Source organism: Psychrobacter sp. UBA5136 (assembly GCF_002414005.1).
GTDB lineage: Bacteria > Pseudomonadota > Gammaproteobacteria > Pseudomonadales > Moraxellaceae > Psychrobacter.
Map to the genome: position 1 here is coordinate 43,178 of NZ_DHYG01000056.1, position 24,038 is coordinate 67,215.

Consider the following 24,038-nt stretch of genomic DNA (forward strand, 5'->3'; position numbering starts at 1 on the left):
GCTTGTCCGGCGATGTTTGGTATGTTTATCACTTTTAGATAGGTATGGATTGACAGCAGCACACTATTATTAGGAGCAGGAAGATTATGGAAAATCAAGGTAACGTAATTCGTCGTGATGACAAACCGTGGGTAAAAACTTACGAAAAACTTGGCATCCAATACGACATTGATATGCCGCCCGCCAATACTTCTTTGATCGATATCTTGGAGCAGAATTTTGTTACCCACGCAGGGCGTACAGCGTTTGTGTGCATGGATGTAAAGCTTTCTTACGAAGATTTAGACCGTTATAGCAAACAAATTGCCGCATACTTACAGTCGCTTGGCCTGCAAAAAGGCGATAAAGTGGCGGTGATGATGCCCAATATCTTGCAGCTACCGGTTGCCGTATTAGGCGTGCTACGCGCTGGCATGACCTTGGTGAATGTTAATCCACTTTATACCTCAAAAGAGCTTGAGCATCAGTTAAAAGACTCTGATACCAAAGTGCTGTTTATTCTAGAAAACTTTGCCAAAACCTATCAAGACATTGGCAAAAACTTGGTTGATCACGTGGTCATCACCTCGATGGGCGATTTGATGAGCCCGCTAAAAGGTTTTATCGTTAATGCGGTCGTGCGCCACGTGAAAAAACTGGTGCCTGATTATAAAATTAAAGGCAGCGTGAATTTCAAAAAAGCACTCAATAAATTATCTGCCAAAAATTATAAACGCCCAACCAATATCGAGCTTGATGATGTTGCAGTACTACAATATACCGGTGGTACCACAGGCGTTGCCAAAGGCGCGATGCTCACGCACGGTAACTTGGTTGCCAACCTTATTCAGTGTGATACCTATCTTGGTGATGCGTTTGATAAGTTTGAAGAAATGAATGAGCAGCCTGTCATTATGACCGCATTACCGCTGTATCATATTTTCTCATTTACCGTTTGTGGTATGTTCGGCTTATATCGTGGTTGTATTGGCCTGCTGGTACCAAATCCGCGTGATGGCGCAAGCTTAATCAAAGCATACAAAGATTACCCGCCAGCGTTTTTCCCAGCGGTCAATACATTATTTAATGGCTTAGCTAACAGCGAAGCATTCCAAGCCCTAGACCATAGTAAGCTTGAGATGTCGATGGGCGGCGGTATGGCGGTACTAAAAGCCACTGCTGAAAAATGGGAAAAAATAACCGGTAACGTCATTGTTCAAGGGTATGGTCTGTCAGAGACGTCTCCTGTTGCGTCGGCAAACCCGCAAGGTACTGGCGAGTTCTCAGGTAATATTGGTCTTCCGATGCCTGCGACCGACATGGCGGTCTTAGATGAAGAGGGCAATGAAGTGCCAGTGGGTGAGCGCGGTGAAATCTGTGTCCGTGGTCCGCAGGTCATGAAAGGCTACTGGAAGCGTGAAGATGCAACCCGCGAGGTCATGACCTCTGATGGTTATTTCCGTACGGGTGATATCGGGGTGATGGACGAAGAGGGTTACTTCACAATCGTTGACCGTAAGAAGAATATGATTTTGGTGTCAGGCTTTAACGTTTATCCAAACGAAGTGGAAGACGTGATGGCAGGTCATCCAAAGATTTTGGAGTGCGGCGTCATCGGTATCGACGATGACAAGAGCGGCGAAGTACCAAAAATCTTTGTCGTTCGTAGCGATGATAGCTTAACCAAAGAAGATGTGCTTAATTATGCCAAAGAAAATCTAACCGGTTATAAGCGTCCTCGTCATGTTGAATTCATCGATGAGCTGCCAAAATCTAACGTTGGTAAGATTTTGCACAAAGACTTGCGCGCCCTAGAAGAGAAAAATCACGGTTAAACCGTCTAATGCCGCAAACTGTCTGATATCAAATTTAGCACGTTTTTTATAGCGCTTTATAAGTACTGAGCATCGATAAAAATGTCTTGATATTTGATAGGCTAATGGTGAAAGATGATAAGGTCTTATGCAAACGGCCTTATCATTTTTTTATTTTTCGAGACAGGTTTGGTAGTATTCATAGAGAACGGCGCGCAAAACTGCTATAGTTCTTGCCCATACATTTTCTATTTTACGTTTGCATGTCACGATAACAGTAGATGGATATCGTAATAAAAACTTGGGCAGGCGTCCTAAGAATTTTTAAGATAAAAAGTTTGCGGATAACAAAACTTTTTACGTAAAACAAAAGCTCTTACGTAATAAGACCGCTTATTCACAAGTTTTCGATTTTACAAATAAGTGATTGTTGACCACGGTGATTTTATTCAATAAATTTTAACAGCAAGTTATTAACAGCAATATCTAGGGAAGATTATGACGGACAGTACCAATAAAGAAGCCAAAAACCATAACGCGGCAGCGGATACTCAATCAATGGTTGAAAATACCTTTCCTACCATGCCAACGATAGATAGCGACAGTCCGTGGTTGAACACCTATGAGCGTTATGGTATTGAACCGACCATCGATATGCCAGATGACAACACGTCTTTACTGGAGGTGTTCGAGCGCAACTTTAGTCGTTATGGGCAAAAACCCGCTTACATTTGCATGGGTTCGTCAATCACCTTTAAGCAGTTAGATTTGTATAGCCGCCAAATTGCCAGCTATTTGCAATCTTTAGGATTGGATAAAGGCGATAAAGTTGCCGTCATGATGCCAAATATTCTGCAATATCCGATTGTGATGCTGGGTATCATCCGCGCTGGCATGATTTTGGTCAACGTCAACCCTTTATATACTAGCCGCGAGCTGTCGCATCAGCTGCATGACAGTGGCGCCAAAGCGTTGTTTATCGTTGAAAACTTTGCCAAAACCTATCAAGAAGCCGAAGATAAAGGACAAGTAGAGCACGTCATCGTCTGTAAATTGGGCGATATGCTTGGCTTGGTCAAAGGCGCCGTGGTCAATCTTGTCGCGCGTCATGTCAAAAAAATGATTCCTGCTTATCATCTGCCTGAGAGCACCAGCTTTAAGCATGCACTAAATGCTGTTTCTGCCAGTAAATATAAGCGTCCTGATCTCAACTTAAGCGATGTGGCATTATTGCAATATACTGGCGGTACGACGGGTGTTGCCAAAGGCGCGATGCTGTCGCACGGCAACTTAGTTGCTAACATGCTGCAAATCAGTGCGGTGATAAACAGTGCTTTTGAAGATGATGCTGACGCCAATGACATTATCTTGACCGCGCTGCCGTTATACCATGTGTTCTCATTTATGGTTTGCGGTATGTACGGTATGTATCAAGGGTATGCTGGTTTATTGATACCAAATCCGCGTGATTTGGATGGTTTGATTAAAGAGATGGCTAAATACAAACCGTCCTTTATCCCTGCGGTAAATACCCTGTTTAATGGTTTGGTACACAAAGAAGGCTTTGCCGATTTAGATTTCTCTAATCTAAAAGCGTCGATTGGCGGCGGTATGTCGGTCTTGCCAAGCGTGGCAAAAGAGTGGCACAAAATCACTGGCCTGCCAATCGTTGAAGGCTACGGCTTGTCAGAAACCTCTCCTGTGGTCGCCTTTAACCCAATGACCATCTCTGAATTTACCGGAAAAATTGGTATCCCTGCCTCCAGCACTGATGTGATTTTGATTGATGATGATGAAAATGAAGTGGCACTCGGTGATCGCGGTGAAATCTGCGTCAAAGGCCCACAGGTGATGATTGGCTATCAAAATCGCCCAGAAGAAACGGCTGAGACCTTTACTGCTAATGGCTTTTTGAAAACTGGCGATATTGGTATCATGGATGAAAAAGGCTTTATCAAAATCGTTGACCGCAAAAAAGACATGATTTTGGTCTCGGGCTTTAACGTTTATCCAAACGAAATCGAAGAAGCCATGAGCGAGCATCCTAACGTAGTAGAGTGCGGCGCTATTGGTATTCCTAGTGACGAGCGCGGCGAAGATCCGAAGCTGTTTGTGGTCAAAAAGGGCGACGTGACCGAGCAAGAGCTGCTTGATTTTGGCAAAAAGCAATTGACCGGCTACAAACGTCCGCGCCATATCCAATTCGTTGATGAATTACCAAAATCAAACGTCGGTAAAATCCTTCGTAAAGAATTGCGTAAGATGGAAGGGTTAGAATAAAATCAGCGTTAAACCTTGCGAAAGCCGCGGCGTAATAGCTTGGGAAATCTTGCTATTGCGCCGCTGTCACGTTAGGATAGCGTCATCTTTTTATCTGCTAGCGCGTCCGTTGACGTGACAACGAAAACGAACTTGTGAACCTGTGAATCCGTTATTTGATCACTCTTTACAATGCTTAAAACTCTGCTTTATAACCCTGCTTTTACAACATCGTACTAGGATATTTTATGCGTATTGACAACCGAGAGCTTAATCAACTTCGCTCGATCAGCTTTGAGCGCCATTACACAAAGCATGCTGAAGGCTCAGTATTGGTCAGCTTTGGCGATACCAAAGTACTATGTACCGCAAGCGTAGAGTCGGGCGTACCGCGCTGGCTTAAAGGCAAAGGCCAAGGCTGGATTACGGCAGAATATGGCATGTTGCCACGGGCGACCAACACCCGCAACCAGCGTGAAGCAGCCCGCGGCAAACAATCAGGTCGTACGCAAGAAATCCAGCGCTTAATCGGTCGTAGCTTACGGGCGATGATTGATTTGAGTAAGCTTGGCGAAAATACCATTTATCTTGATTGTGATGTGTTGCAAGCGGATGGCGGCACACGTACCGCCAGCATAACAGGCGCCGCCATTGCCCTTATCGATGCGCTAGAGAATCTGCAAAAAGGCAAAAAGCTAAAAGCCGATCCCTTGATTGGTTTGGTCGCTGCGGTGTCGGTTGGGATGAAAGATGGCAAAGCGTATCTCGATTTAAACTACGAAGAAGATGCCAGCTGTGATACCGATTTAAACGTGGTCATGACGCAAAAAGGCGAATTTATCGAGCTGCAAGGGACGGCAGAAGAAAAACCTTTTACCCGCGCGCAAGCAGACGATATGCTGTTTCTTGCTGAAAAAGGCATCGCTGAGCTTATCGACATGCAAAAAACAGCGTTGGGTTGGTAAATTTATAAACGCTGTTCTATGATTTTTTGTTTAAACCGATAACTTTTATCCTCCCATTGCTCTCTCATAGGTAATCATACATGTTAAAGCTGACCGATGACGGCGCCAAAATCACCTTGCAAGGTCAGACGCCAGCGGCTGATAATGGCCTATTTTGGTTTGGCTCAGCGTTACTGGTTGGAGCAGTGGCGGTCGCTTTGGCCATGAGTTTGTTGCCGGAGCGCTTAGCAATTGGCGCTTTGGCACTGCTGATTATTGGCAGTTTTATTTTTAATCGCCAGCGCCAGCAGCGTAAAAAAACCATGAGCGGCGTTATTAGTAGTGGCGTCTTATGGGTGCGTGATGGCGAGCTGGTGCATGACCATCAAGGTAAGCGCGAGCATATCCATCTGACCGACGGCGATAAAATCACTCTGATTGGCGAGCAGCTCCAGATTGTCGATTGTGATGACATACGTAAATACCTGATCAGCGGCTTTGCTAGTGTCCAAGAAGCAACCGCTGCTAAGGCTATCTTACAAGGACAACCGCTGACCAAACGCCATGCCAATATCAAGATGAGCGATGAGTAAATTATTGATTGGCTTTAATACTTTCGTCCGTCTTTTTTTGCTATAAATACTCTACAAACTGATAGCCAATTATCCTTCCCAAATCTCCGCGTCCATTTCTAAAGCGCTTATCTTTTTAAAACCCCTATTTCGTTTTACCGCTTATCCTTGTTTTCCTACCTTTTATCGTTTATTTCAAAGCAATAATGCTTGCAGCTTCCTGTACAAATGGTTTATAAGTAGGTTTGAAAAATTTATCTTCTTTATCGTTAATTCGCCTCTTGATGCTCACTTATTCATACTAAATTTTGTGAATACTGAATGAGTCAGGCTAGGTTATCAATACTATGTTGACAAGGAGTTAGTCATGCCGCGTTTGTCCCTTTGGTCAATCACAACGTCATGCAGTGCATTGTTATTTAGCTTTGGTGCGATGGGTCTAGTTGGTCAAGCGCACGCCGATAGTATGGGCGCTTTGATTGCGCAAAAATCTGCCCAAACTGCTTATAGCACCCCTTATACCCCAACGTCCTTAGCGGTTCCTCCTGCCAAAATTACCACGCGCTCTACCATCCAACGTGCTGGAAAATCTGCTAGTTATCGTGCAAGCACCAACAATGCACAACCAAGTTATTCAAATAACAGCGCTGCTACTAACGCTTACGCCAATAACAGCGATTTTAATAACTCCTATTCCAATAACAGCGATTTTAATAACCCCTATTCCAAGCAAAACGCTTATGGCGGTAATACTCAGGCTGACTACCGTTATCCTGCCGTACAACGTCAAGCACCGTCCGTTTTGCCGGCATTTTTGTCCGGTAGTTATGATAACGTTGATAGCGAGTATTTGCCGCTACTGAGCAATGCCGAAACGCAAAGCAGCCTAGCCGCGCGCGAAGTCATTAGCACCGCGCGTCAGATGGCGCTCAATGAGCGGACAATTATTAAAGGCGGCTGCTGGGACTATTTAAATGCCGTATTTAACCGAGCAGGGGTAAGTCGCAGTACCATCCATAAAGGCACGTATGGTCAGGGACCTTATGCCAATACTAGCGAGATCGAAGTTGGTGATTGGCTCTACTATATCAATCACGGCTACAATGGCGTCGAGCATAGTGGCCTGTTTGTCGGCTGGGTCGATGAGCGCGCCAAGCAAGCATTGATACTCAGCTATGCGGGCGAAAACCGCCGTGAACCCGCCCGCTACCGGGTTTATGACTTGAGCAACGTTTATCAAATCATGCGACCAAATGTTTAATGTCCATTACACCGCCTTGTTTTAGATTATTAAGACTTAAAAAAGCGTCCGTTACTCTAATAAATAACGGACGCTTTTTTATGAATAATCACGGTTATAAGACAAGCGTTTAAAAAGGCTTTACCACCACCAAAATTACAATAAAGACGAGTGCAAATACGGGTACTTCGTTAAACCAGCGCCAAAATTTATGCGATTTATAATGCGGGTTATCGATGAGCTTTTTACGATAAAAGCCGCAGGCACCATGATAAGCAGACAGCAATACCACTAATAATAGCTTTGCGTGCAGCCAGCCTTGGGTTATATAAACATCCCAGCCAAGCCCCAACATCCATAAACCAAAGAACCAAGTGGCTATCATCGATGGTGTCATAATGCCGCGATAGAGCTTGCGCTCCATAATGGCAAAGCGCTCGTGACTGATGCTATCGTCGCTCATCGCATGATAAACAAATAAGCGCGGCAAATAAAATATCGCCGCAAACCAGCACACCAAAGAGATAATGTGTGCCGCTTTAATCCAATTAAAATAATCTGCCATCATACTCTCTCTTACGTTTTAATATTCTGTGCTAAATGTCGTGCTCAATTTTATGCGCAATTTCTTAATTAATAATGTTGGCAAGCTTAGCGCAGATGAGGCGATAATGGTAGCGGCACGTATGCCTTTACTCTGCTAGGACAACTTGCGACTGATGACCACTCATGGCGTCCATGACAGGTACTTGCTTTGGCGCTCGGGGCGCGGCAAATTGCTTGGTTAAGCCAAGCTCGCGCATCAGTCTGTCATCGCCTGATTGGCTGGCATTGCCCGTGGTTAGGAGCTTATCACCATAAAAGAATGAGTTTGCGCCCGCCATAAAGGCCAATGCTTGCTCAGCGTTAGATAAACTTTCGCGGCCAGCAGACAAGCGTACATAGCTAGTAGGGCAGCAAATACGCGTGACGGCAATGGTCCGTATCCATTCAAGAACTGGCAGCTGACCTTCTGCTAAGACTTTATCACCGATGGGCGTACCCTGAATGGGCACCAGTAGGTTGACCGGAATCGACTCGGGCGCTTTGGGCATTTTAAGCAGCTCATGAACCCAATCAATGCGATCATCACGGCTTTCACCCATGCCAACGATGTTACCGCTACAAACGTTAATACCTGAGTTGCGCACATTCTCTAGTGTATTCAAGCGCTCATCATAGCTGCGCGTACTGACCACTTGCTCATAGTAGCTTCTTGAGGTATCAAGATTATGATTGTAATAATCCAGACCCGCATCCGCCAATTGCGCCGCTTGCTGGGTATCAAGCATGCCAAGGGTCATACAGGTTTCAAGCCCTAGCGCTTTGACTTCTTTGACCAGCTCGACCACATAAGGCATATCTTTTGCGCTTGGGTGTTTCCACGCTGCGCCCATACAAAAACGCGATGAGCCTGTGGCTTTGGCGCGTTTGGCGGCGGCAATGACTTTATCAACTTCGATACGTTTTTCTGCCTGTAGCTTAGTGGTATCGCGGTGGTGGCCAGATTGCGAGCAGTAACCGCAATCTTCTGGGCAGTTACCGGTTTTGATAGACAGTAAGGTGCTAATTTGGACTTCATTGGCGGTAAAATTTTGCCGGTGTACCGTCTGCGCTTGCAGCAATAAATCCATCAATGGTAAATCAAACAACTGAGCAATTTGTTCACGGCTGTATTTCTTCTCACAGTTTTTAGTCGCGTCAGTTGCTAGGCTCGCCAAAAAATTATGGGACGCATTCTGGTTATCAAGTGCCGTGTCAGTGTCGTTCTTGGCAGTCGGTTCTGAGATATTAAGCAATCCTGACATGAGATAAATCCTTTTATAACAGTATTTGGAAATAGTAGACAAGTTAAGCGGTTTTGGGTTGATTAAGCGTTAGTTCACTGAGAATTATTAAATAACCTTGGACGTTTTTGCCTTTTGTGATATTAAAAAAATTTAGGCAATAAAAAAGGTTGCCGTATAGTATACCGCAACCTTTTTAGAAAATCAGAATAGTGCTAAGTAGTGAATCGTATCCAACCGTAAACAGTAAACAGCAGCTATCTGCTTATTCGCTTGTGTCACTATTTACCGATTTTATGCTTAGCAACGCCGATCCAATGATTGGCAAACTGCTGCGCTTTATAGGCATAAGGTTTGGCTTTTTGGATATAGGGTTTATATTCTTCTGGAATGGCAGGCACGATGTGTTTGGCAAGTTTGTTGAACCACATCATGAGGCTATAGTCGCCCTCGATGCTCAAGTTGCCTTCTTGCACGGCGGTCATAAAGGCGGGCAGGCTGCCTTTGGTTAATAACTTAACGCCCGTCATCGAGTCTTTAAAGTTAATCGTCAAGTCCGCTTCTTTGGCATGACCGCTGTGTTGACTAAATTGACCATTATCAAAGCTATAATAGCGCGCGATATCAGCTTCAGTGCTGGCAAGCTCGATGGTGACTTTACGGTCTGCAAACAACGCTTTGACGTCTTCGTCATCGCTATCTGCCAACATCGACAAACGGTAACCAACTAGCGCCAATAAAACATCTAACGGATCAGACTTAATATCTAATACAGGAACAGTAAACATAATCGAACTCCTAAATAATGGGACGCAAAATAATGCGTACTTTATAACAATTGTGGCAACAAATATATAATTAGATTATAAACGATTGAACGGATGATAAGTTTCCATTCTTTAGGAGTTACGTAGAGTGCCTTAAGTATCTTGTAACATTCGATGATGGGTCTGCGGTTGGGCAAACTTACTAATTACTAAAAGCGCATTACTGAAAGCGCGGCTGATAGTCATCGTCATAGACGGGCGTATGCTCGATGTAGCGGGCGGCTTGTAGCTTCCGCTGCTTATGGACAGTACGACTGAGGTCTTCGTAACGCAGCGCTCGATAAAGCACCCAAGCGCTTAACGGTAACCAGCTGATACCTATAGCGGCCACGTAATTGTGCCACTCTGACAATAGCGACCAATAGCTTAATAAACTGTGGATGGTTTCAACGGCTAACCAATACCCCATGCCACCGAGCAGATACCACAGTAGCCAGCGCTGCGACGATAAAACAAGCGCCAGTACCAGACCCATCAGTATACCAGTACCGAGGATGGCACCAACGCTCCATGTCTCACTTGCAAAAGTAGAAAATAACGTTATTAACATTGTTCATCTCGCTCTTTATCAGGTGAATTCCAACAAGGCCATTATGGAAGTTTGCAACTTAAAGCTAAAGAGGGTAGCGACGACTTTGCGACAACAGCTGACGTTTGGTTTTTTTAAATCAGATACAGTAAACACAGGGTAAATTTCGCCATTTAAGCAAATAAAAAAGCGCCACCATCAGGGACGCTTTTTTGGCATTAATATAGTTTTTTAAGGTAGGTTTAGCTTTAAGGACGAACGCCGCGGCGTCCCCACCATGATAAGGCAGTGACCAAAACAGCGCCTAACAGCATCAAGCCCAAAGTCGTCAGCCAATGCGCGCCCGTAGGATACTGCCATGGCATGACATTGTTAATCGCAGCGCTGTTTAACGTCCCGAGCGCATCGGTTTTCCATGGCCATACTTTCACTAATGAGCCAGCGATAAAGCCTGTTAGCAAGGCAAGCGTTGCTTGATAGTAGCGTGATAGCAGCCACTTGAGCATACGGGTAAATAGTAATAATCCCGTTGCCATACCGGCAATGACGGTAAAAATAATGCTAAAGTTTAGCGTATGCACCGCTTCGAGTACCGCATCATAAGCGCCCATTAACAAGAGAATAAATGAGCCTGAAATGCCGGGTAATATCATCGCACAAATGGCAATCGCGCCCGCAAGAAACAAATAAGGTAAGCTTGGAGCCGCGGTCGATAACGGCAAGCTACTAATGACAACCGCGCTACCAACTCCCAGCAAAAATAGTACCACCCGCCCTATATTCCAGCGCGTAATCTCAGTTAGTAAAATAAAGACCGTTGCCACCACCAAACCAAAAAAGAATGACCAAATTAGTAATGGTTGATGGTCGAGTAAATGCTTAATGAATCCAGCTAAAGTAGCAAAACTGGTAGCAATACCGAGTAATAAGCACACTAAAAAAGTGGCATCAACTTGCTTCCATACAGCGATCAAGCCTTTAAGCCCGCCTTGTTGGCGAAATGTCTGCCAAAGATTGGGGCCCACGCTACTTAAGGCATTAATCAAGCGCTCATAAATCCCTGCAATTAGGGCAATCGTGCCGCCAGAAACGCCGGGTACAATATCCGCCGCGCCCATCGCCATGCCTTTGGCATAGACACCTAATAGCTGCTTTGGACTATCATTATAAGTAGGCGCGCTTTCTTTAATTGCATGCTCATTATTTAGATGATGGGAAGATGACGGCGTATCTGGCCGCGGTGATTGTGATGCCGTCATGGACATTCCTTTCTTATTTAACAACGTAAAAGTGCGATGGATAGGGTAAAAAAAGATAAAGGTATATAAATGCTTTAATCACAAAAACTAGGCTAAGGATTTATCTTTAGCCTAGCTTACAGCTTGGTATTTTTGTTGGTTATTTACTGCGAGCAAAAGCCGGATAGCCAAGCGCATAAAGCACGCCTTCAAGCCCTGTGACATTGACCGCCGCATCGGCACGCGCTTGCACGATGGGTTTGGCATTAAACGCCACGCCCAAATCAGCCAGTGCCATCATTGGTAAATCATTGGCGCCATCGCCGACGCAAACCACTTGCGATATTTCAATGCCCAAGCGCTCCGCGGTATGCTCAGCAATCGCCGCTTTTTTGGCGCCATTAACAATCGGTAGTTGCACGTGCCCTGTGACCTCGCCATCTTCGATATCTAGCGCATTGGCATGGACTTCATCGATGCCTAATTGCTCGGCGATATAACGGGCAAAATAGGTAAAGCCGCCTGAGACTAGAACTGTATGATAGCCCAAGGCTTTTAGAGCGCTAATCGTAGTACGCGCACCTGTTGACAAGGTTAAACGGCTGCAAATATCATCAAGCACATCGGTCGATATGCCTTTTAATAACGCCAATCGCTGGGCAAAAGATTCGTCAAAATCGATTTCACCGCGCATTGCGGCTTCAGTAATGGCTGCGACTTGCTCGCCGATACCAGCGGTTTTTGCCAGCTCAACGATGACTTCTTGTTCAATCAACGTCGAATCCATATCAAAACACGCTAGCTTATGGGTACGTAGCATATGACCGACCGATAAGATATGACAGTCGACAACGTCAAGGCTATCGCTGCTCATGGCAGTTTGCGAGTTTTTATAGTCTTCCATTAATTCGTGGCGCAGACGCGTGGTCAATTGGTCATCAATAATGTGCGCCGCTGCCGTCTTTTTAGCAGGGTGCATCAAAGTGTCGGTGACGGGCACCAGCAAATAGCGATACACTTGCACATCAATAAATGAGCGCTTAGCAAATGGCTGCGTGGTGTCTATATCAGCAATCTCAATATCGACAAAATTGGCGTCGGCATCTTCTGCTACTGTGACCAGATGCCAGTTTGGCTGCTCATCGACCCATGATTGCACATATTGATGAATATCGAGCGAAGATACATGCGTCGGCAATACCACAATTAAGGCAAACACGGGCAAGGATTGCAGCGCATCAAAATCTTGCAGATTCGTACCCTCAGGCAATAATGAAGCTACAGAATCGACGGCTTGTTGCCAGGCTTTGCTGTCTTTTGGTAACGAGTAAGATGTATTTTTTTGCATCGCTCAATTGTCCCTTGTATGCTGATATAAGATTGGGAATAATAGCAGCTTTACTGGGCAGCGCCTATAGATGAGGTACAAAGTCACACAGTCTGACAAAAACGCTTAGCATGAGCAAATATCGCCGCAGCATAAACGAAAATTCTTACAATAAATTTATGGTTTTTGCTAACGCCATAACGGCCACTATGGTGATATAGTAGAGAAAATAAGCGGAAGATTTGTCAGTAAATGCGTGAGCAAACATACTTGTACAACAAATCTCATGTACGATGGCAAGGTCTCATAGCATTTGTTTGAGTGCTATTTATTTAAGCGCCATTTGCTTACATGCTATTTGCCTAAAGACTGTTTATTGAGGACATGCCTTAAGTAAAGAAAAATAGAGAGACAAATTAATAACAGCATACTCTTCCAGAAAATGAGCCATAGCCTCGTTTTTTTCATTCCATTTATCCAAAAAAGTTTACCATATCATGACGTATTTAGCGCCGCGGCAAGGGTTGTTTGCCATTATTCTTCTGGTCAGTTTTTGTTTGCAGACCCTATTATTGGTCATCAGTACCGACCAGCAGCTGAGCAATAGCCGTGCCCAAAAGGGCGAGCAAATGGTCGCCCAGCTCATCGATGAAGCGCGCTTGTCTTTAGAAAATAAAGACCGCGTCAGCCTTAGCGTCATTGCCAATCGCTATACCAGCGAGCAGGATGTGACGCGCATCTTGATTAAAGACAATAATGGCGATGTCTTGGTACCCGTCGGTAATGCGCCGATGCAACAAGGCGATACCATTAGCCAAATCGCGACCAAAGGCGATGCGGTCATCGGTAGTGTGGCTTTGACGCTAAAAGACATTAGTAAGGGTGAAATTATCGCCATGCAGTGGCCGTTTGTGATCGGCTCAATGCTGCTGCATTTATTGCTATGGCTGATTTATGGTTATATTGCGCGCCCAACCAAAGAACAAATCAATGCCCTAAGCCGCGATATTCAAGATTTGCATCGCGAGCAGTACAGACAACTTGACCAGCGTGAATTTGCGCGCGGTTATGAGCGTGATTATGAGCGCAATCTTGATCGTAGTGACGAAACGGAATCCGCTGCAGATTTCGCTAGCGCCGCTAATGGAGCGGCTAATGCGACCAGCCGCAATTCAAATACTGATAAATTAGATATACCGCGGAAACTGGATATTCATAGTGCGGTAAATCAGTACGTTAGAGGCCAGCAAGGACAAAATTCTGAGCTTGATACGACGCATGACACAACTGAAAACGCTAACAATAATGACGGCGCTGATAGCATCCAAGACGAAGTGAGCGCTGCCAATGCCAGTGCCAGTGCTAACGGCAATAATGACAGCCATAAATCCAATAGTGCGGCGCGCTTGTCCGCCACCCGCCCATTTGATAGTGTCAGCGTGCAGATTGTCTTTCACGACGAGTTTAATATGCTTGAGCGCCTAGCGCCATCGCAGCGCTTACCTTATTTGGCGTTATGTACCCAGCTATTAAATCAAGCGGTGACCGAATTACTTAAGCAGCCGTTATTGCTTGGGGTGAGCGCGATTAACGAGCCGCGCTTTGATGAAAGCGGTGCTTATGTCATGCTAAAAGCAGACAATAGCCACGCCAAAGTGGCATTGGCAGGGGTGATGCTTGGTAAGCTGTATCTTATGCTCAATAAAATCATTCACGACAAACATATCGAACTATCAAGATTTGCCCTCCCAGCAAAAGCTGGCGTCAGTGACAATGCGCAAGTCGAAGCGATGAGTCATCTATTAGAGAGCGTTGGTAAAAAAGAGCAAATGCTTATTTTGCTACCCAACGCCGGGATTAAACAAATCAATCATCATGTGCAACTCCAAAGCGTCATGCGCCCAACGACCGTTTATGAGCGCGAGTGTGCGATATTTGCCGGCGGTAATGATGCGATGATTCAGCGTCTGGCAGATGTGCGTAACGCGGTATTGATGATTGAAGAGACAGAAGAGCAGGGGTAAATCTCCGCTTTAAACGTAGATAAATCTCTACAATTGCCTATACGATAATCGCGTGCGCCTCCTTTGTTCTGATGCGTAACGTTGTCATAGTGATAAAAAGGATTGACAACGCTGGGTAGAGACTTTATAAGGCATATATATATTCATGTATTTTTAATACCTTTGCCGAAAAATGATAGGAGCTTGTCATGAGTGACGCTGATATTGATGACGATTTTGATGATGATTTTGTCGATGATGACGATGCCAAGATGGTGGAAGAGGCCGAAACCAGTGTGCGCACGCGTTTAAGTAGCCTTGAAAAACGCCGCTTAATTGATAATTTGCTAGAAGAAAAACGTCTAGAAAAAGAGCTCAAAGACGATCTCGATGACATCGATAATTTTGATGAAGATGGTGATGACTGGGATGATGACGATATTTAAGTCGTCATTGTCGTTCTAATTTTATAGCTTAATAATAAAGCGAAGCAGAGAAGTTGCTTCTTGTTAGCCAAAAGTTGTTAACTGGTTAAGTGGATTCGCCGTCATCATGTTACATGTATTATGCTAAGCTGATTGTCAGGGTTTTTAATAATAGTCGTTGTTAAAATGTCGTTATTAAAATAATGCGCCAATCAGCGCTTTAAATTTGTCTGTCTTATAAAATCGTTTTGCACTGGCTTTACCAATCGAGACAGTTTTAACCCTTTTTTATCTTTATCCTAAGATTTCTCGCCCTTTTATATTGCCGCACTTATTTATTGCGTATGCCGTAATCTATCTGCCAAGGACTCCACACTATGAATAACCCACTCAGTTTTGATGAATTATTAGACTATTTGGACAATGATGATAGCCCGTTTGTGCTTGATAGTGTTGCCACGCACGGTTTTTTGACCGCGACGGTTATTGGTCGTCCGTTGCCAAATTGGCTCGATGCGCTGTTTGAAGGTCATGTCAGCGACATCCCTGAAAACGTGATTGACGGGATTAAGCGCTGGCGCGATGCGATCATGGCTGAACTAAAAAACGAGACGCCAATCGAGCTACCCTTTGGTGAAGATGCGGGCAATGAAGAAGTGGCGGTCGATTTTTCCGAAGAATCTGACATCGTTGCCTGGTCGATTGGTTTTGTCGATGCGATGTACGGCGATGAAGCCAGTGACTGGTTTGAAGACGAAGAAACGGCAGAGGATGTGGCAGTTTTAACCTTGCCAATGATTGTGCTAAGCGGCATCGATGATGAAGATCCTGAGCTTGCCGAAATGCGCGCTGATGAAGATAAAATGGCGCAAATGGCCAATAGCATTGAAGGCAATTTGACTGAGCTGTTTTTGTTGTTTCATACCAACGACTAGAGCGGTTATAAGCATTTTTCAGCAGTATTTATTGAACCCATATAAGTCACCGATAAGGCTGTAGCATGACTGTGCAACTCTCCAACCTTGAGCACTTACCCAACTACCAAATTACCGAGCGCTTGGATGTCGTTTACGGCAGCACTGTGCGCTCAAAGCACGTGGGTAAAGACTTGTTTGCTGGGCTTAAAAATATTGTTGGTGGTGAGCTCACTGCTTACACCGAGCTGTTAGAGGAGTCGCGTCAAGAAGCAATCGATCGTATGGTCGTCAAAGCAGAAGCCTTGGGCGCTGATGCAATCGTCGGGTTGCGTTTTTCGACCTCTAGCATTGCTCAAGGTGCCTCAGAGCTGTTTGTTTATGGCACCGCGGTCAAAGCCGTACCCATGCCGCAGCAGTCCATGTCTGCGCCGCAATCTCAACCACCGAGCAATTCTTCTGGTCATACAGATTTCCACAATCATAATGACGCAGCGCCGCAAAATCCAAACGCCGCCTCTGATGATTTGCCACGTTTCAATCCTTTTGGTTAATTAACCAACACAAAAAGCAGCCACGTTTTTTGCCGATGCGAGACGGTTCATGAATCATTCTTTTACCCAAATGCTGATAAACTACGCGCCGCTTATCGTCCTGTTTGTGCTCGGCTGGTTTTTTGGCTCACGGCATGAGCGTCAGCACTTGGCACGATTAAAAACCGCAGAAAACGCACTTGGTCATATTATTGTCTCGACGGAGCGCTTTTATGTACCCAAACTTGCGCCTAATACTGAGGGCGAGTTGGTCTTGGGCAGCGTGGTCATCGCGCAAGACTACTTTAAAATGGTCATTGCTCGCGTTTTGAGTCTCTTTGGCAAAAACCTCACCACTTATGAAACCTTGCTCGATCGCGCGCGCCGTGAAGCAGTGGTGCGTATGCGCAGCCAAGCGCAGGCGAAAGGTTATAATCATATTTATGGCGTGCGCTTTGAAGTCAGTAACATCAATCAATTGGGCAGCATGGTCGAAGCCATTGCCTATGGTACCGCCGTTCATAGTCGTGAAAATTCCAATAAACCATCTACACTTTAGGCATTATTTAACCATAACCCTGTAATACCTAATTACTTAACTTCCCCGCACTAAAAACCTTCACATCCCCTTATTTGCTCTTATCAAAATCCTTTTTATTTCTGCTCAAACCCTACTTTTCGTATTTGACTGATGAGTCGCTGAATAAAGCCAATGTATATAACTTTTGCGCTATATACTCTCTTTATCGTTGGCTAATCGTTGGCAATGATTAATCACGCTGTGGTACAAGTTATTGCGTGAAAGGATATAACAGAAATAGTATAAAAAACGAGTGATGGTCGTTAATCCTAGGCGTTATCAGGTATTAGCCAGTATTAGCAAGGAGTGCTAAGCAGGCATCATTCAATCATTATAAATTGGCCCAGCAATGGGTCTTATCTACAGGGATGTTATTATGGAAAGTTTGGCGCTAGTCACCTTAGTAAACTCAGTTGTTATTCCCATTTGTCTGTTTTTAATTATGATGGGCATGGGCTTGACCCTCGTCACCAGCGACTTTAAACGCGTGTTAAAATATCCAAAAGCCGTCGGTATTGGCTTGACCAATCAGTTGATACTGTTGCCAATTATTGGCTTTGCTTTAGCCAATATCATGCCACTACGCCCAGAGTATGCCGTTGGGGTTATGCTCCTTGTTTTATGTCCGGGCGGCACCACCTCAAACTTGTTTACCTATTTAGCCAAAGGCGATGTGGCGTTATCAGTGACGATGACCGCAATTGCAAGCGTGATCACGGTATTTACTATCCCTATCGTGCTGAGCTTTTCATTGATTTATTTTATGGGCAGCGGTAGTGCGTTTGAATTGCCGGTATTAAAAACCGTACTTACCTTGGTGGTACTGACGATTATTCCTATCAGCATCGGCATGCTAATTAAACGCTACGCGCCGGCTGTCGCCGATCACTCACAGGTTTATGTGTCGCGATTTGGGGTGATTTTCTTAACGTTTTTAGTGCTGTTTTTGAGCTACGTGCAACGCGACATCCTTATCGATGCCTTTATCGCCACTGGTCCCGTATCGGTATTATTAAACCTTTCAACCATGGCTCTTGGTTATTATAGTAGTAAATGGTTCGGTCTAAACTTGGCGCAAAGAACCTCGGTGACGCTAGAAGTTGGCCTGCAAAACAGTACCTTGTCGATATTTATGGCCTTGACGCTATTATCTAACTATGACATGTCGATGATGCCCGCCATTTATACTTTGGTGATGTTCTTAACCGCAGGGATTTTGGTGCGCATATTTAGCGCCCGACACAATAAGCTCAGAAAGTCTGAGATAGAAAGTAGTGTGCTGGCGGCGCGCATGCTTTAAGGCTTATGCTTTAATGCCTATGTTTTAACGCTTATGCTTTAAACAAACGCTAGGCAATTATAATAATTACGCCATTATGAAATCCCACAACAGGTTTAAATGGTTAAAATCTGTTGTGAGATTTTAACGTATCGAATTTAACGTATCGATTTTATTACCGATTATTTTAATAAGGGCGGCGGGAATTTATCCGGTTGCTTCTTTCATCTGATTTATCTTTGGTGGTTTCTTCTTTTACTTTGGCGATATCAAATAAGAACGTACGGTTTTTCAGTACCGCGACAAACACCACCCCACCCACGGTATTTCCTACTAGAATCACCGCCAAAAACAGCAAATAGCGTCCTAGGCTGACGGTATTACCATAGAGTAAAGCGGAGAATATCTCGATATTGCCAACGATACTATGATGTAAACCCAAAAAGCCAATACTGCCAGTAATCAAGGTCACCAAAACAATACGGCTAAGGGTGTCGCGTGCCGAAGTCACAAGCCACGCAGTAACGCCCATCATCCAGCCTGCCAAGATGGCGCTACCAAATATCACCCACCATCTAAACCCTAAAATATGCTCGGCATAAATATCAATGTCGCTGATACTAAACAGCTGCATATTTAAACCCAAACCTATCATCAAGGCGGCAAATAAACAGCCACCAACGATGTTGCCCGCGATGACAATGCCCCAAAGACGTAGCAACTTATGTAAGGGTTCGATTTTATTGAGTACAGGAAGGCTTAAAAGAGAGGTTTGTTCGGTAAACAATAGCGATTGACCAATGACGACAATAATAAAGCCAATCGGGTAAAGTAAGGAGGCGAGGACAATAGCATAATGGCTCGGTAGCACGTCACTTAAAAGCGCAAAAGCCGCTAAAATCATAAAGAAACTGATGCCAATCTCAAGCCCAGCAGTAAAGGCACTGGTAAATAGTGAGCCAAGCGAGCGCTCAAAGGTTTCTTTGGCGTCCATTACTTGCTCGACCAAAATACTGGCGTAGCTTTTCGCTTGACTTAAATTGTCATCATTGGCGACTTTTTTGATGGTTTCTTTGTCTTCTTCGCTGATAGCGTCTGAGAAATCTTCATCTTCTAAATTCTCTGTCGCGTCGGTGTCGTTCTGCGCATCAGCATCGCTGTCTTCTTTATCTTCTTTGTCTTTAGCCTCCTGTTCTTTAACGTTGTTGTTTTCAGTATTGTCTTCTTCAGCATTGTCTTTATGATAAGCGTCATCATCATTAGGGCGCTTATCGTCTCTGTTATCAGCTTTAGAGGGGTTGCTATTGTTATTATTATGGTTATGCTCGGTATCTTTGGCCACAGTCAGCTCGCTGTTTATCTGATGATAATTTAAGTTTTTTTCTATTCTATCGTATGAGCAGCGTTTATTGTGTTGAGTGTTCAGCCGTTTACTGTTGTAAATTGGCCCCTGCCGCTATTCAGGTCTGATAAATTGCCTTAGCATCTAACAAAATCTGGCTATCTGCGTTAAAATCACTCTATTCATTATTTTCTCTATTTTTCGATACCTTTGTTTGACCACCTTCATTTTTAATAAAAGATCCTTCTATTATGAGTACACCTAATATCGACACCAATATTCAGAGCAACACCAAGACCAACCTGACCCAATCGATTCAAGCCGCCTTAAGCCAGTTAGAGAACGCTTACAACCCAAGCGATGTCGAAGCGGGCATGTATCAAGACTGGGAAGAGAGCGGCTATTTTAAGCCAAGCTTTGATAAAGACGAGTCGTTTTCTATCGCCTTGCCGCCACCGAATGTCACCGGCTCGCTGCATATGGGTCATGGCTTTAACAACGCCATTATGGATGCGCTGACCCGTTATCACCGCATGGATGGTGACAATACGCTGTGGCAACCGGGTACCGATCATGCGGGTATTGCGACCCAAATGGTGGTTGAGCGTCGCTTGGAGGCGCAAGGTCTCAAGCGCCGTGATATGACGCGTGAAGACTTTATCGATAAAGTGTGGGAATGGAAAGAAGAATCGGGCGACAATATCACCCGTCAGATTCGCCGTCTTGGTAGCTCGGTCGATTGGTCGCGTGAGCGCTTTACCATGGATGAGGGCTTGTCGAATGCGGTCAAAGAAGTGTTCGTGCGTCTATACGATGATGGGCTTATTTATCGCGGTAAGCGCTTGGTCAACTGGGACCCTAAATTCCAAACGGCGCTATCGGATTTAGAAGTAGAAAACGTCGATGAAAAAGGCAGCTTATGGCATTTCCGCTATCATTTCACCGATAAAGGCTTAACGACCCAAGAGGGCAAAAACTATCTGGTCGTCGCCACCACGCGCCCTGAAACCTTGCTTGGTGATACCGCCGTTGCCGTCAATCCAAAGGACGAGCGTTACGCGCATTTGATTGGCAAAACCATTACCTTGCCGATTACTGGTCGCGTTGTGCCTATCGTTGCTGATGATTATGTTGATATCGAATTTGGTACTGGCTGCGTAAAAATCACCCCAGCCCATGATTTTAACGATTATGAATTGGGTCGTCGTCATAATTTACCATTGATTAATATCCTTGATGAGCGCGCCAATATCTTACCCGCGATGGAAGTTTATCCTGATTTGCAAACGCGTGAGCCATTACTTGAGACCACGCCAAGTGAATACGCAGGACTTGAGCGTTTTGCGGCGCGTAAATTCTTGGTTGAGCAAGCGAGTAGCGAGGGCTGGCTAGAAGACATCGAAGACTACGCGTTAAAAGCCCCGCGAGCTGAGCGCGGCGGTACCATCGTTGAGCCGTGGTTGACCGATCAATGGTATGTGGCCGTCAGTAAGCTTGCTGGCCCTGCGATTGACGCCGTAGAAGATGGCCGAATTGAATTCGTTCCTGCGCAATACAAAAACATGTATATGGCATGGATGACCGACTTGCAAGATTGGTGTATTAGCCGTCAGCTATGGTGGGGGCATCGTATCCCTGCGTGGTATGACGATGCGACAGGCGAGATTTATGTGGCCCGTAATGAAGCGGAAGTGCGCACTAAATACAATCTAAGCGACGATGTAAAATTGCGTCAAGACGATGATGTGCTCGATACCTGGTTTAGCTCGGGGCTTTGGACGTTTAGTACGCTTGATTGGGCGGATCCGAACGCTGATCCACGCGTACTAAAAACCTTTCACCCGACCAGCGTATTGGTCACTGGTTTTGACATCATCTTCTTTTGGGTCGCGCGCATGATCATGCTGACCATGCACTTTGTCAAAAACGAAGATGGCACGCCACAAGTACCGTTTAAAACCGTTTATGTCCATGGTCTAGTACGTGATGGTAATGGTCAAAAGATGTCGAAATCTAAAGGCAACGTCTTAGATCCTATCGATTTGATTGATGGTATTGATTTGGAAGCGCTGGTTGAAAAACGTACCAGCAACATGATGAACCCAAAAGACGCGGCGAAAATCGAAAAGCAAACGCGTAAAGAGTTCCCAGAAGGTATCCCAGCTTACGGTACCGACGCGCTGCGCTTTACCTTTACCTCACTTGCCAGTACCGGCCGCGATATCAACTTTGATCTAAAGCGTGTCGAGGGTTATCGTAACTTCTGTAATAAAATTTGGAACGCCAGCCGTTTTGTATTGATGAACTGTATCGATAATGACGGTAACGCCCAAGCCATCGATCAAAGCGCCAATCCTGAAGTGTGGGAATTACCAGAAAACTGGATCATGAGTCGTCTTAACTCGACGATTAGCAATATCCATCAGCATTTTGCCCAGTATCGCCTCGATATGGTCAGCCATGATATTTATGAGTTTATCTGGAATGAATACTGCGATTGGTATGTTGAGCTTGCTAAGGCCAGCCTCAATGATGACTCGGTATCTAGCGAACGTAAAGCGCAAATCCGCTACGTGCTGCTGCATGTGCTTGAAACTGCGCTACGCTTTAGTCATCCGATCATGCCATATCTGACCGAAGAGATTTGGCAAACGGTTGCGCCATTATTGAATCGTAAAAATACCGATAGCATCGTCATCGCTGACTATCCACAAACCGATACCGCGCAAATCAGTGAGCAAACTGAGGCTGACATGGAATGGCTACAGGAGCTGATCGCCAGCATTCGTAATATCCGCGGTGAAATGAAACTCGGTAACGCGGTACGCTTGCCAGTACTACTACAAAATATCTCAGCTGATGAAGATGCGCGACTATCGCGTATCAAAAATCAGTTTAAAGCGCTTGCCAAAGTTGAGAGCCTAGAGATCGTCAAAGAAGGTGATGACGTGCCACTATCATCATCAAGTATGGTCGGTCAGCTACGCGTACTTGTACCGATGAAAGGTCTGATTGATCCAACGGCTGAGCTGGCGCGTTTAGGTAAGTCATATGATAAGTTGAAAGGCCAAGCCGAAGGTATCGCCCGCAAGCTTGGTAATGAAGGCTTTGTTAGTAAAGCACCTGCGGAAGTGGTCGATGCTGAGAAGGCGAAACTGGCTGAGCTAGAAGGGCAGTTGACGGCTATGGCGGGGCAGATGGAAGAGTTAAAGGCGTTGTAAACAAAGCGTAAATATCTACAGTAATAAAAGACGCTGTCACAATTGTGACAGCGTCTTTTGTTGTCTACTGGTTAGTTCTCTAATCAATTTTAAATGCTGATATATACTAAACATTTGTGTGCTATTATAATTTAAGAATTAGGTTTATTAACATAGGACTGTCATGAAAGACTTGTTCCCTGGCCATTTTAAAGAAAGTGAAGATCATATCAAGATGATATGGGATTCATGTATTTTTGTTTTTGATGCTAATATTCTATTAAACTTGTATCGTTATTCAGACAAAAACAGAAAGGAGTTTCTAAATATCCTTGAAGATAATAAAGACAGGGTTTGGCTACCAAATCGCGTAGCTGAAGAATATCTTAATAATAGACTTATAGCTATTGATAAACAGGAAAGCTCTTACGACACAATGATTAGTTCGATAAGCTCCTTAAAGAAAGATCTGGAAAACTCTAATCAACATCCATTTGTCAGTTCAGAAATGATGGTAGAGGTTCAAAATACTTTTGATATGCTTTGTAATGAACTAAATGCAAATAAAGAAGTTCATACTAAGCGAATAAACGATGATGAAATTAGAGATAAGTTATTAGAGATTTTTTTACAAAGAGTAGGTTTGCCCTATTCGAATGAAAGACTTGAGGAAATAGTAGTAGACGGTAAATTGAGATATCAAGCTCAGATTCCACCAGGTTATAAAGATAGTAAAAAGTCTAATAGTGAAGATACCCTTCTCGAAAGATGTAGACCCTACGGAGATTTAATTGTTTGGCTTCAAATTATAGATAAAGCGAAAGAAACTGGAAAACCTATTATCTTGATAACAAATGATAAAAAAGAGGACTGGTGGAAGATATTTAAAGATAAAACAATTGGCCCTAGACCTGAGTTAATCAAAGAGTTTAAGGATGACGTAGATAACGATTTCTATATGTATCAACCTGATAGGTTTTTGGAGTTAGCAAGAGAAAACTTAAATGAACAAGTAAGCGATAACTTGGTTGAGGAAATACGTGAAATAAGAAGAAGAGATAAAATCGCTCACAACAGAAATCTGAGTGATGATTTTCGTGAAAAAACGGAACGAAGAAAATATATTGATTATCATGAGATTGAAAATTTACAAGATGAATTAATATATAATCAGTTCAAAATAAAATTGTTATGCCCAGGACAAACA

The 24,038-nt window shown here is 44.4% G+C and carries 20 protein-coding genes; 13 read left to right on the top strand and 7 right to left on the bottom strand.

Annotated features, from left to right (window positions below; genetic code table 11):
• The first annotated feature begins 86 nt into the window (after positions 1–86).
• The 5 genes from B4240_RS09080 (at position 87) to B4240_RS09100 (ending at position 6,829) form a co-directional block, all read left to right on the top strand.
• Positions 87–1,814, top strand: a complete 1,728-nt coding sequence (locus tag B4240_RS09080; RefSeq protein ID WP_296238527.1) for an AMP-binding protein — start codon at positions 87–89, stop codon at positions 1,812–1,814.
• A gap of 537 nt (positions 1,815–2,351) precedes the next feature.
• Positions 2,352–4,073 (top strand): AMP-binding protein, encoded by a 1,722-nt coding sequence (locus tag B4240_RS09085; RefSeq protein ID WP_414707117.1) that lies wholly within the window; start codon positions 2,352–2,354, stop codon positions 4,071–4,073.
• A 227-nt stretch (positions 4,074–4,300) separates the two neighbouring features.
• A complete protein-coding gene (gene rph / locus B4240_RS09090) occupies positions 4,301–5,017 on the top strand; it encodes a ribonuclease PH (protein ID WP_296238531.1) in 717 nt (238 codons plus the stop codon).
• 80 nt (positions 5,018–5,097) lie between these two features.
• The gene (locus tag B4240_RS09095) at positions 5,098–5,589 is read left to right on the top strand and encodes a hypothetical protein (protein WP_296238534.1); all 492 of its coding nucleotides are present in this window, start codon (positions 5,098–5,100) and stop codon (positions 5,587–5,589) included.
• Positions 5,590–5,935: 346 nt separating this feature from the next.
• Positions 5,936–6,829, top strand: a complete 894-nt coding sequence (locus tag B4240_RS09100) for a hypothetical protein (RefSeq protein ID WP_296238535.1) — start codon at positions 5,936–5,938, stop codon at positions 6,827–6,829.
• A gap of 109 nt (positions 6,830–6,938) precedes the next feature.
• Here the strand turns inward: B4240_RS09100 and hemJ are convergent, their stop codons facing one another.
• The 6 genes from hemJ to serB all read right to left on the bottom strand — a co-directional run bounded on the left by hemJ (position 6,939) and on the right by serB (position 12,576).
• Positions 6,939–7,373: a protoporphyrinogen oxidase HemJ gene (gene hemJ / locus B4240_RS09105; protein WP_296238558.1), complete on the bottom strand. Its 435-nt coding sequence runs from the start codon at positions 7,371–7,373 to the stop codon at positions 6,939–6,941.
• Positions 7,374–7,500: 127 nt separating this feature from the next.
• Positions 7,501–8,655, bottom strand: a complete 1,155-nt coding sequence (gene bioB, locus B4240_RS09110) for a biotin synthase BioB (RefSeq protein ID WP_296238537.1) — start codon at positions 8,653–8,655, stop codon at positions 7,501–7,503.
• Between the two features lie 260 nt (positions 8,656–8,915).
• The gene (locus B4240_RS09115) at positions 8,916–9,422 is read right to left on the bottom strand and encodes an SCP2 sterol-binding domain-containing protein (RefSeq protein WP_296238539.1); all 507 of its coding nucleotides are present in this window, start codon (positions 9,420–9,422) and stop codon (positions 8,916–8,918) included.
• Positions 9,423–9,621: 199 nt separating this feature from the next.
• Positions 9,622–10,011, bottom strand: a complete 390-nt coding sequence (gene aciT / locus B4240_RS09120; protein WP_296238541.1) for an AciT family ciprofloxacin tolerance protein — start codon at positions 10,009–10,011, stop codon at positions 9,622–9,624.
• 227 nt (positions 10,012–10,238) lie between these two features.
• A complete protein-coding gene (locus tag B4240_RS09125; protein ID WP_296238543.1) occupies positions 10,239–11,249 on the bottom strand; it encodes a DUF368 domain-containing protein in 1,011 nt (336 codons plus the stop codon).
• Between the two features lie 139 nt (positions 11,250–11,388).
• Positions 11,389–12,576, bottom strand: a complete 1,188-nt coding sequence (gene serB, locus B4240_RS09130; RefSeq protein WP_296238545.1) for a phosphoserine phosphatase SerB — start codon at positions 12,574–12,576, stop codon at positions 11,389–11,391.
• A gap of 476 nt (positions 12,577–13,052) precedes the next feature.
• Here serB and B4240_RS09135 point away from each other — a divergent pair, with 476 nt between their 5' ends.
• The 6 genes from B4240_RS09135 to B4240_RS09160 all read left to right on the top strand — a co-directional run bounded on the left by B4240_RS09135 (position 13,053) and on the right by B4240_RS09160 (position 18,310).
• Positions 13,053–14,579: a hypothetical protein gene (locus B4240_RS09135; RefSeq protein WP_296238546.1), complete on the top strand. Its 1,527-nt coding sequence runs from the start codon at positions 13,053–13,055 to the stop codon at positions 14,577–14,579.
• Between the two features lie 188 nt (positions 14,580–14,767).
• A complete protein-coding gene (locus B4240_RS09140) occupies positions 14,768–15,004 on the top strand; it encodes a PA3496 family putative envelope integrity protein (protein WP_068403618.1) in 237 nt (78 codons plus the stop codon).
• A gap of 356 nt (positions 15,005–15,360) precedes the next feature.
• Positions 15,361–15,918, top strand: a complete 558-nt coding sequence (locus B4240_RS09145) for a YecA family protein (protein WP_296238548.1) — start codon at positions 15,361–15,363, stop codon at positions 15,916–15,918.
• Between the two features lie 71 nt (positions 15,919–15,989).
• Positions 15,990–16,451 (top strand): YbjQ family protein, encoded by a 462-nt coding sequence (locus B4240_RS09150; protein WP_296238562.1) that lies wholly within the window; start codon positions 15,990–15,992, stop codon positions 16,449–16,451.
• 49 nt (positions 16,452–16,500) lie between these two features.
• Positions 16,501–16,989 (top strand): YbjQ family protein, encoded by a 489-nt coding sequence (locus tag B4240_RS09155; RefSeq protein ID WP_296238550.1) that lies wholly within the window; start codon positions 16,501–16,503, stop codon positions 16,987–16,989.
• A 397-nt stretch (positions 16,990–17,386) separates the two neighbouring features.
• On the top strand, positions 17,387–18,310 hold the full coding sequence (locus tag B4240_RS09160) for a bile acid:sodium symporter family protein (RefSeq protein WP_296238551.1): 924 nt from the start codon (positions 17,387–17,389) through the stop codon (positions 18,308–18,310).
• 166 nt (positions 18,311–18,476) lie between these two features.
• Here the strand turns inward: B4240_RS09160 and B4240_RS09165 are convergent, their stop codons facing one another.
• Positions 18,477–19,631, bottom strand: a complete 1,155-nt coding sequence (locus B4240_RS09165; RefSeq protein WP_296238553.1) for a formate/nitrite transporter family protein — start codon at positions 19,629–19,631, stop codon at positions 18,477–18,479.
• 251 nt (positions 19,632–19,882) lie between these two features.
• Here B4240_RS09165 and B4240_RS09170 point away from each other — a divergent pair, with 251 nt between their 5' ends.
• Together B4240_RS09170 and B4240_RS09175 are read left to right on the top strand one after the other, a co-directional pair.
• Positions 19,883–22,852, top strand: coding sequence for a valine--tRNA ligase (locus tag B4240_RS09170; RefSeq protein ID WP_296238555.1), 2,970 nt, complete (start codon positions 19,883–19,885; stop codon positions 22,850–22,852).
• Between the two features lie 163 nt (positions 22,853–23,015).
• A partial coding sequence (locus B4240_RS09175) for a PIN-like domain-containing protein (protein WP_296238556.1) occupies positions 23,016–24,038 on the top strand: 1,023 nt, incomplete at its 3' end.

Coding starts and splice junctions, on each gene's coding strand:
- B4240_RS09080 (WP_296238527.1), top strand. CDS start 87: ATGGAAAATCAAGGTAACGTAATTCGTCGTGATGACAAACCGTGGGTA.
- B4240_RS09085 (WP_414707117.1), top strand. CDS start 2,352: ATGGTTGAAAATACCTTTCCTACCATGCCAACGATAGATAGCGACAGT.
- rph (WP_296238531.1), top strand. CDS start 4,301: ATGCGTATTGACAACCGAGAGCTTAATCAACTTCGCTCGATCAGCTTT.
- B4240_RS09095 (WP_296238534.1), top strand. CDS start 5,098: ATGTTAAAGCTGACCGATGACGGCGCCAAAATCACCTTGCAAGGTCAG.
- B4240_RS09100 (WP_296238535.1), top strand. CDS start 5,936: ATGCCGCGTTTGTCCCTTTGGTCAATCACAACGTCATGCAGTGCATTG.
- hemJ (WP_296238558.1), bottom strand. CDS start 7,373: ATGGCAGATTATTTTAATTGGATTAAAGCGGCACACATTATCTCTTTG.
- bioB (WP_296238537.1), bottom strand. CDS start 8,655: ATGTCAGGATTGCTTAATATCTCAGAACCGACTGCCAAGAACGACACT.
- B4240_RS09115 (WP_296238539.1), bottom strand. CDS start 9,422: ATGTTTACTGTTCCTGTATTAGATATTAAGTCTGATCCGTTAGATGTT.
- aciT (WP_296238541.1), bottom strand. CDS start 10,011: ATGTTAATAACGTTATTTTCTACTTTTGCAAGTGAGACATGGAGCGTT.
- B4240_RS09125 (WP_296238543.1), bottom strand. CDS start 11,249: ATGACGGCATCACAATCACCGCGGCCAGATACGCCGTCATCTTCCCAT.
- serB (WP_296238545.1), bottom strand. CDS start 12,576: ATGCAAAAAAATACATCTTACTCGTTACCAAAAGACAGCAAAGCCTGG.
- B4240_RS09135 (WP_296238546.1), top strand. CDS start 13,053: ATGACGTATTTAGCGCCGCGGCAAGGGTTGTTTGCCATTATTCTTCTG.
- B4240_RS09140 (WP_068403618.1), top strand. CDS start 14,768: ATGAGTGACGCTGATATTGATGACGATTTTGATGATGATTTTGTCGAT.
- B4240_RS09145 (WP_296238548.1), top strand. CDS start 15,361: ATGAATAACCCACTCAGTTTTGATGAATTATTAGACTATTTGGACAAT.
- B4240_RS09155 (WP_296238550.1), top strand. CDS start 16,501: ATGAATCATTCTTTTACCCAAATGCTGATAAACTACGCGCCGCTTATC.
- B4240_RS09160 (WP_296238551.1), top strand. CDS start 17,387: ATGGAAAGTTTGGCGCTAGTCACCTTAGTAAACTCAGTTGTTATTCCC.
- B4240_RS09170 (WP_296238555.1), top strand. CDS start 19,883: ATGAGTACACCTAATATCGACACCAATATTCAGAGCAACACCAAGACC.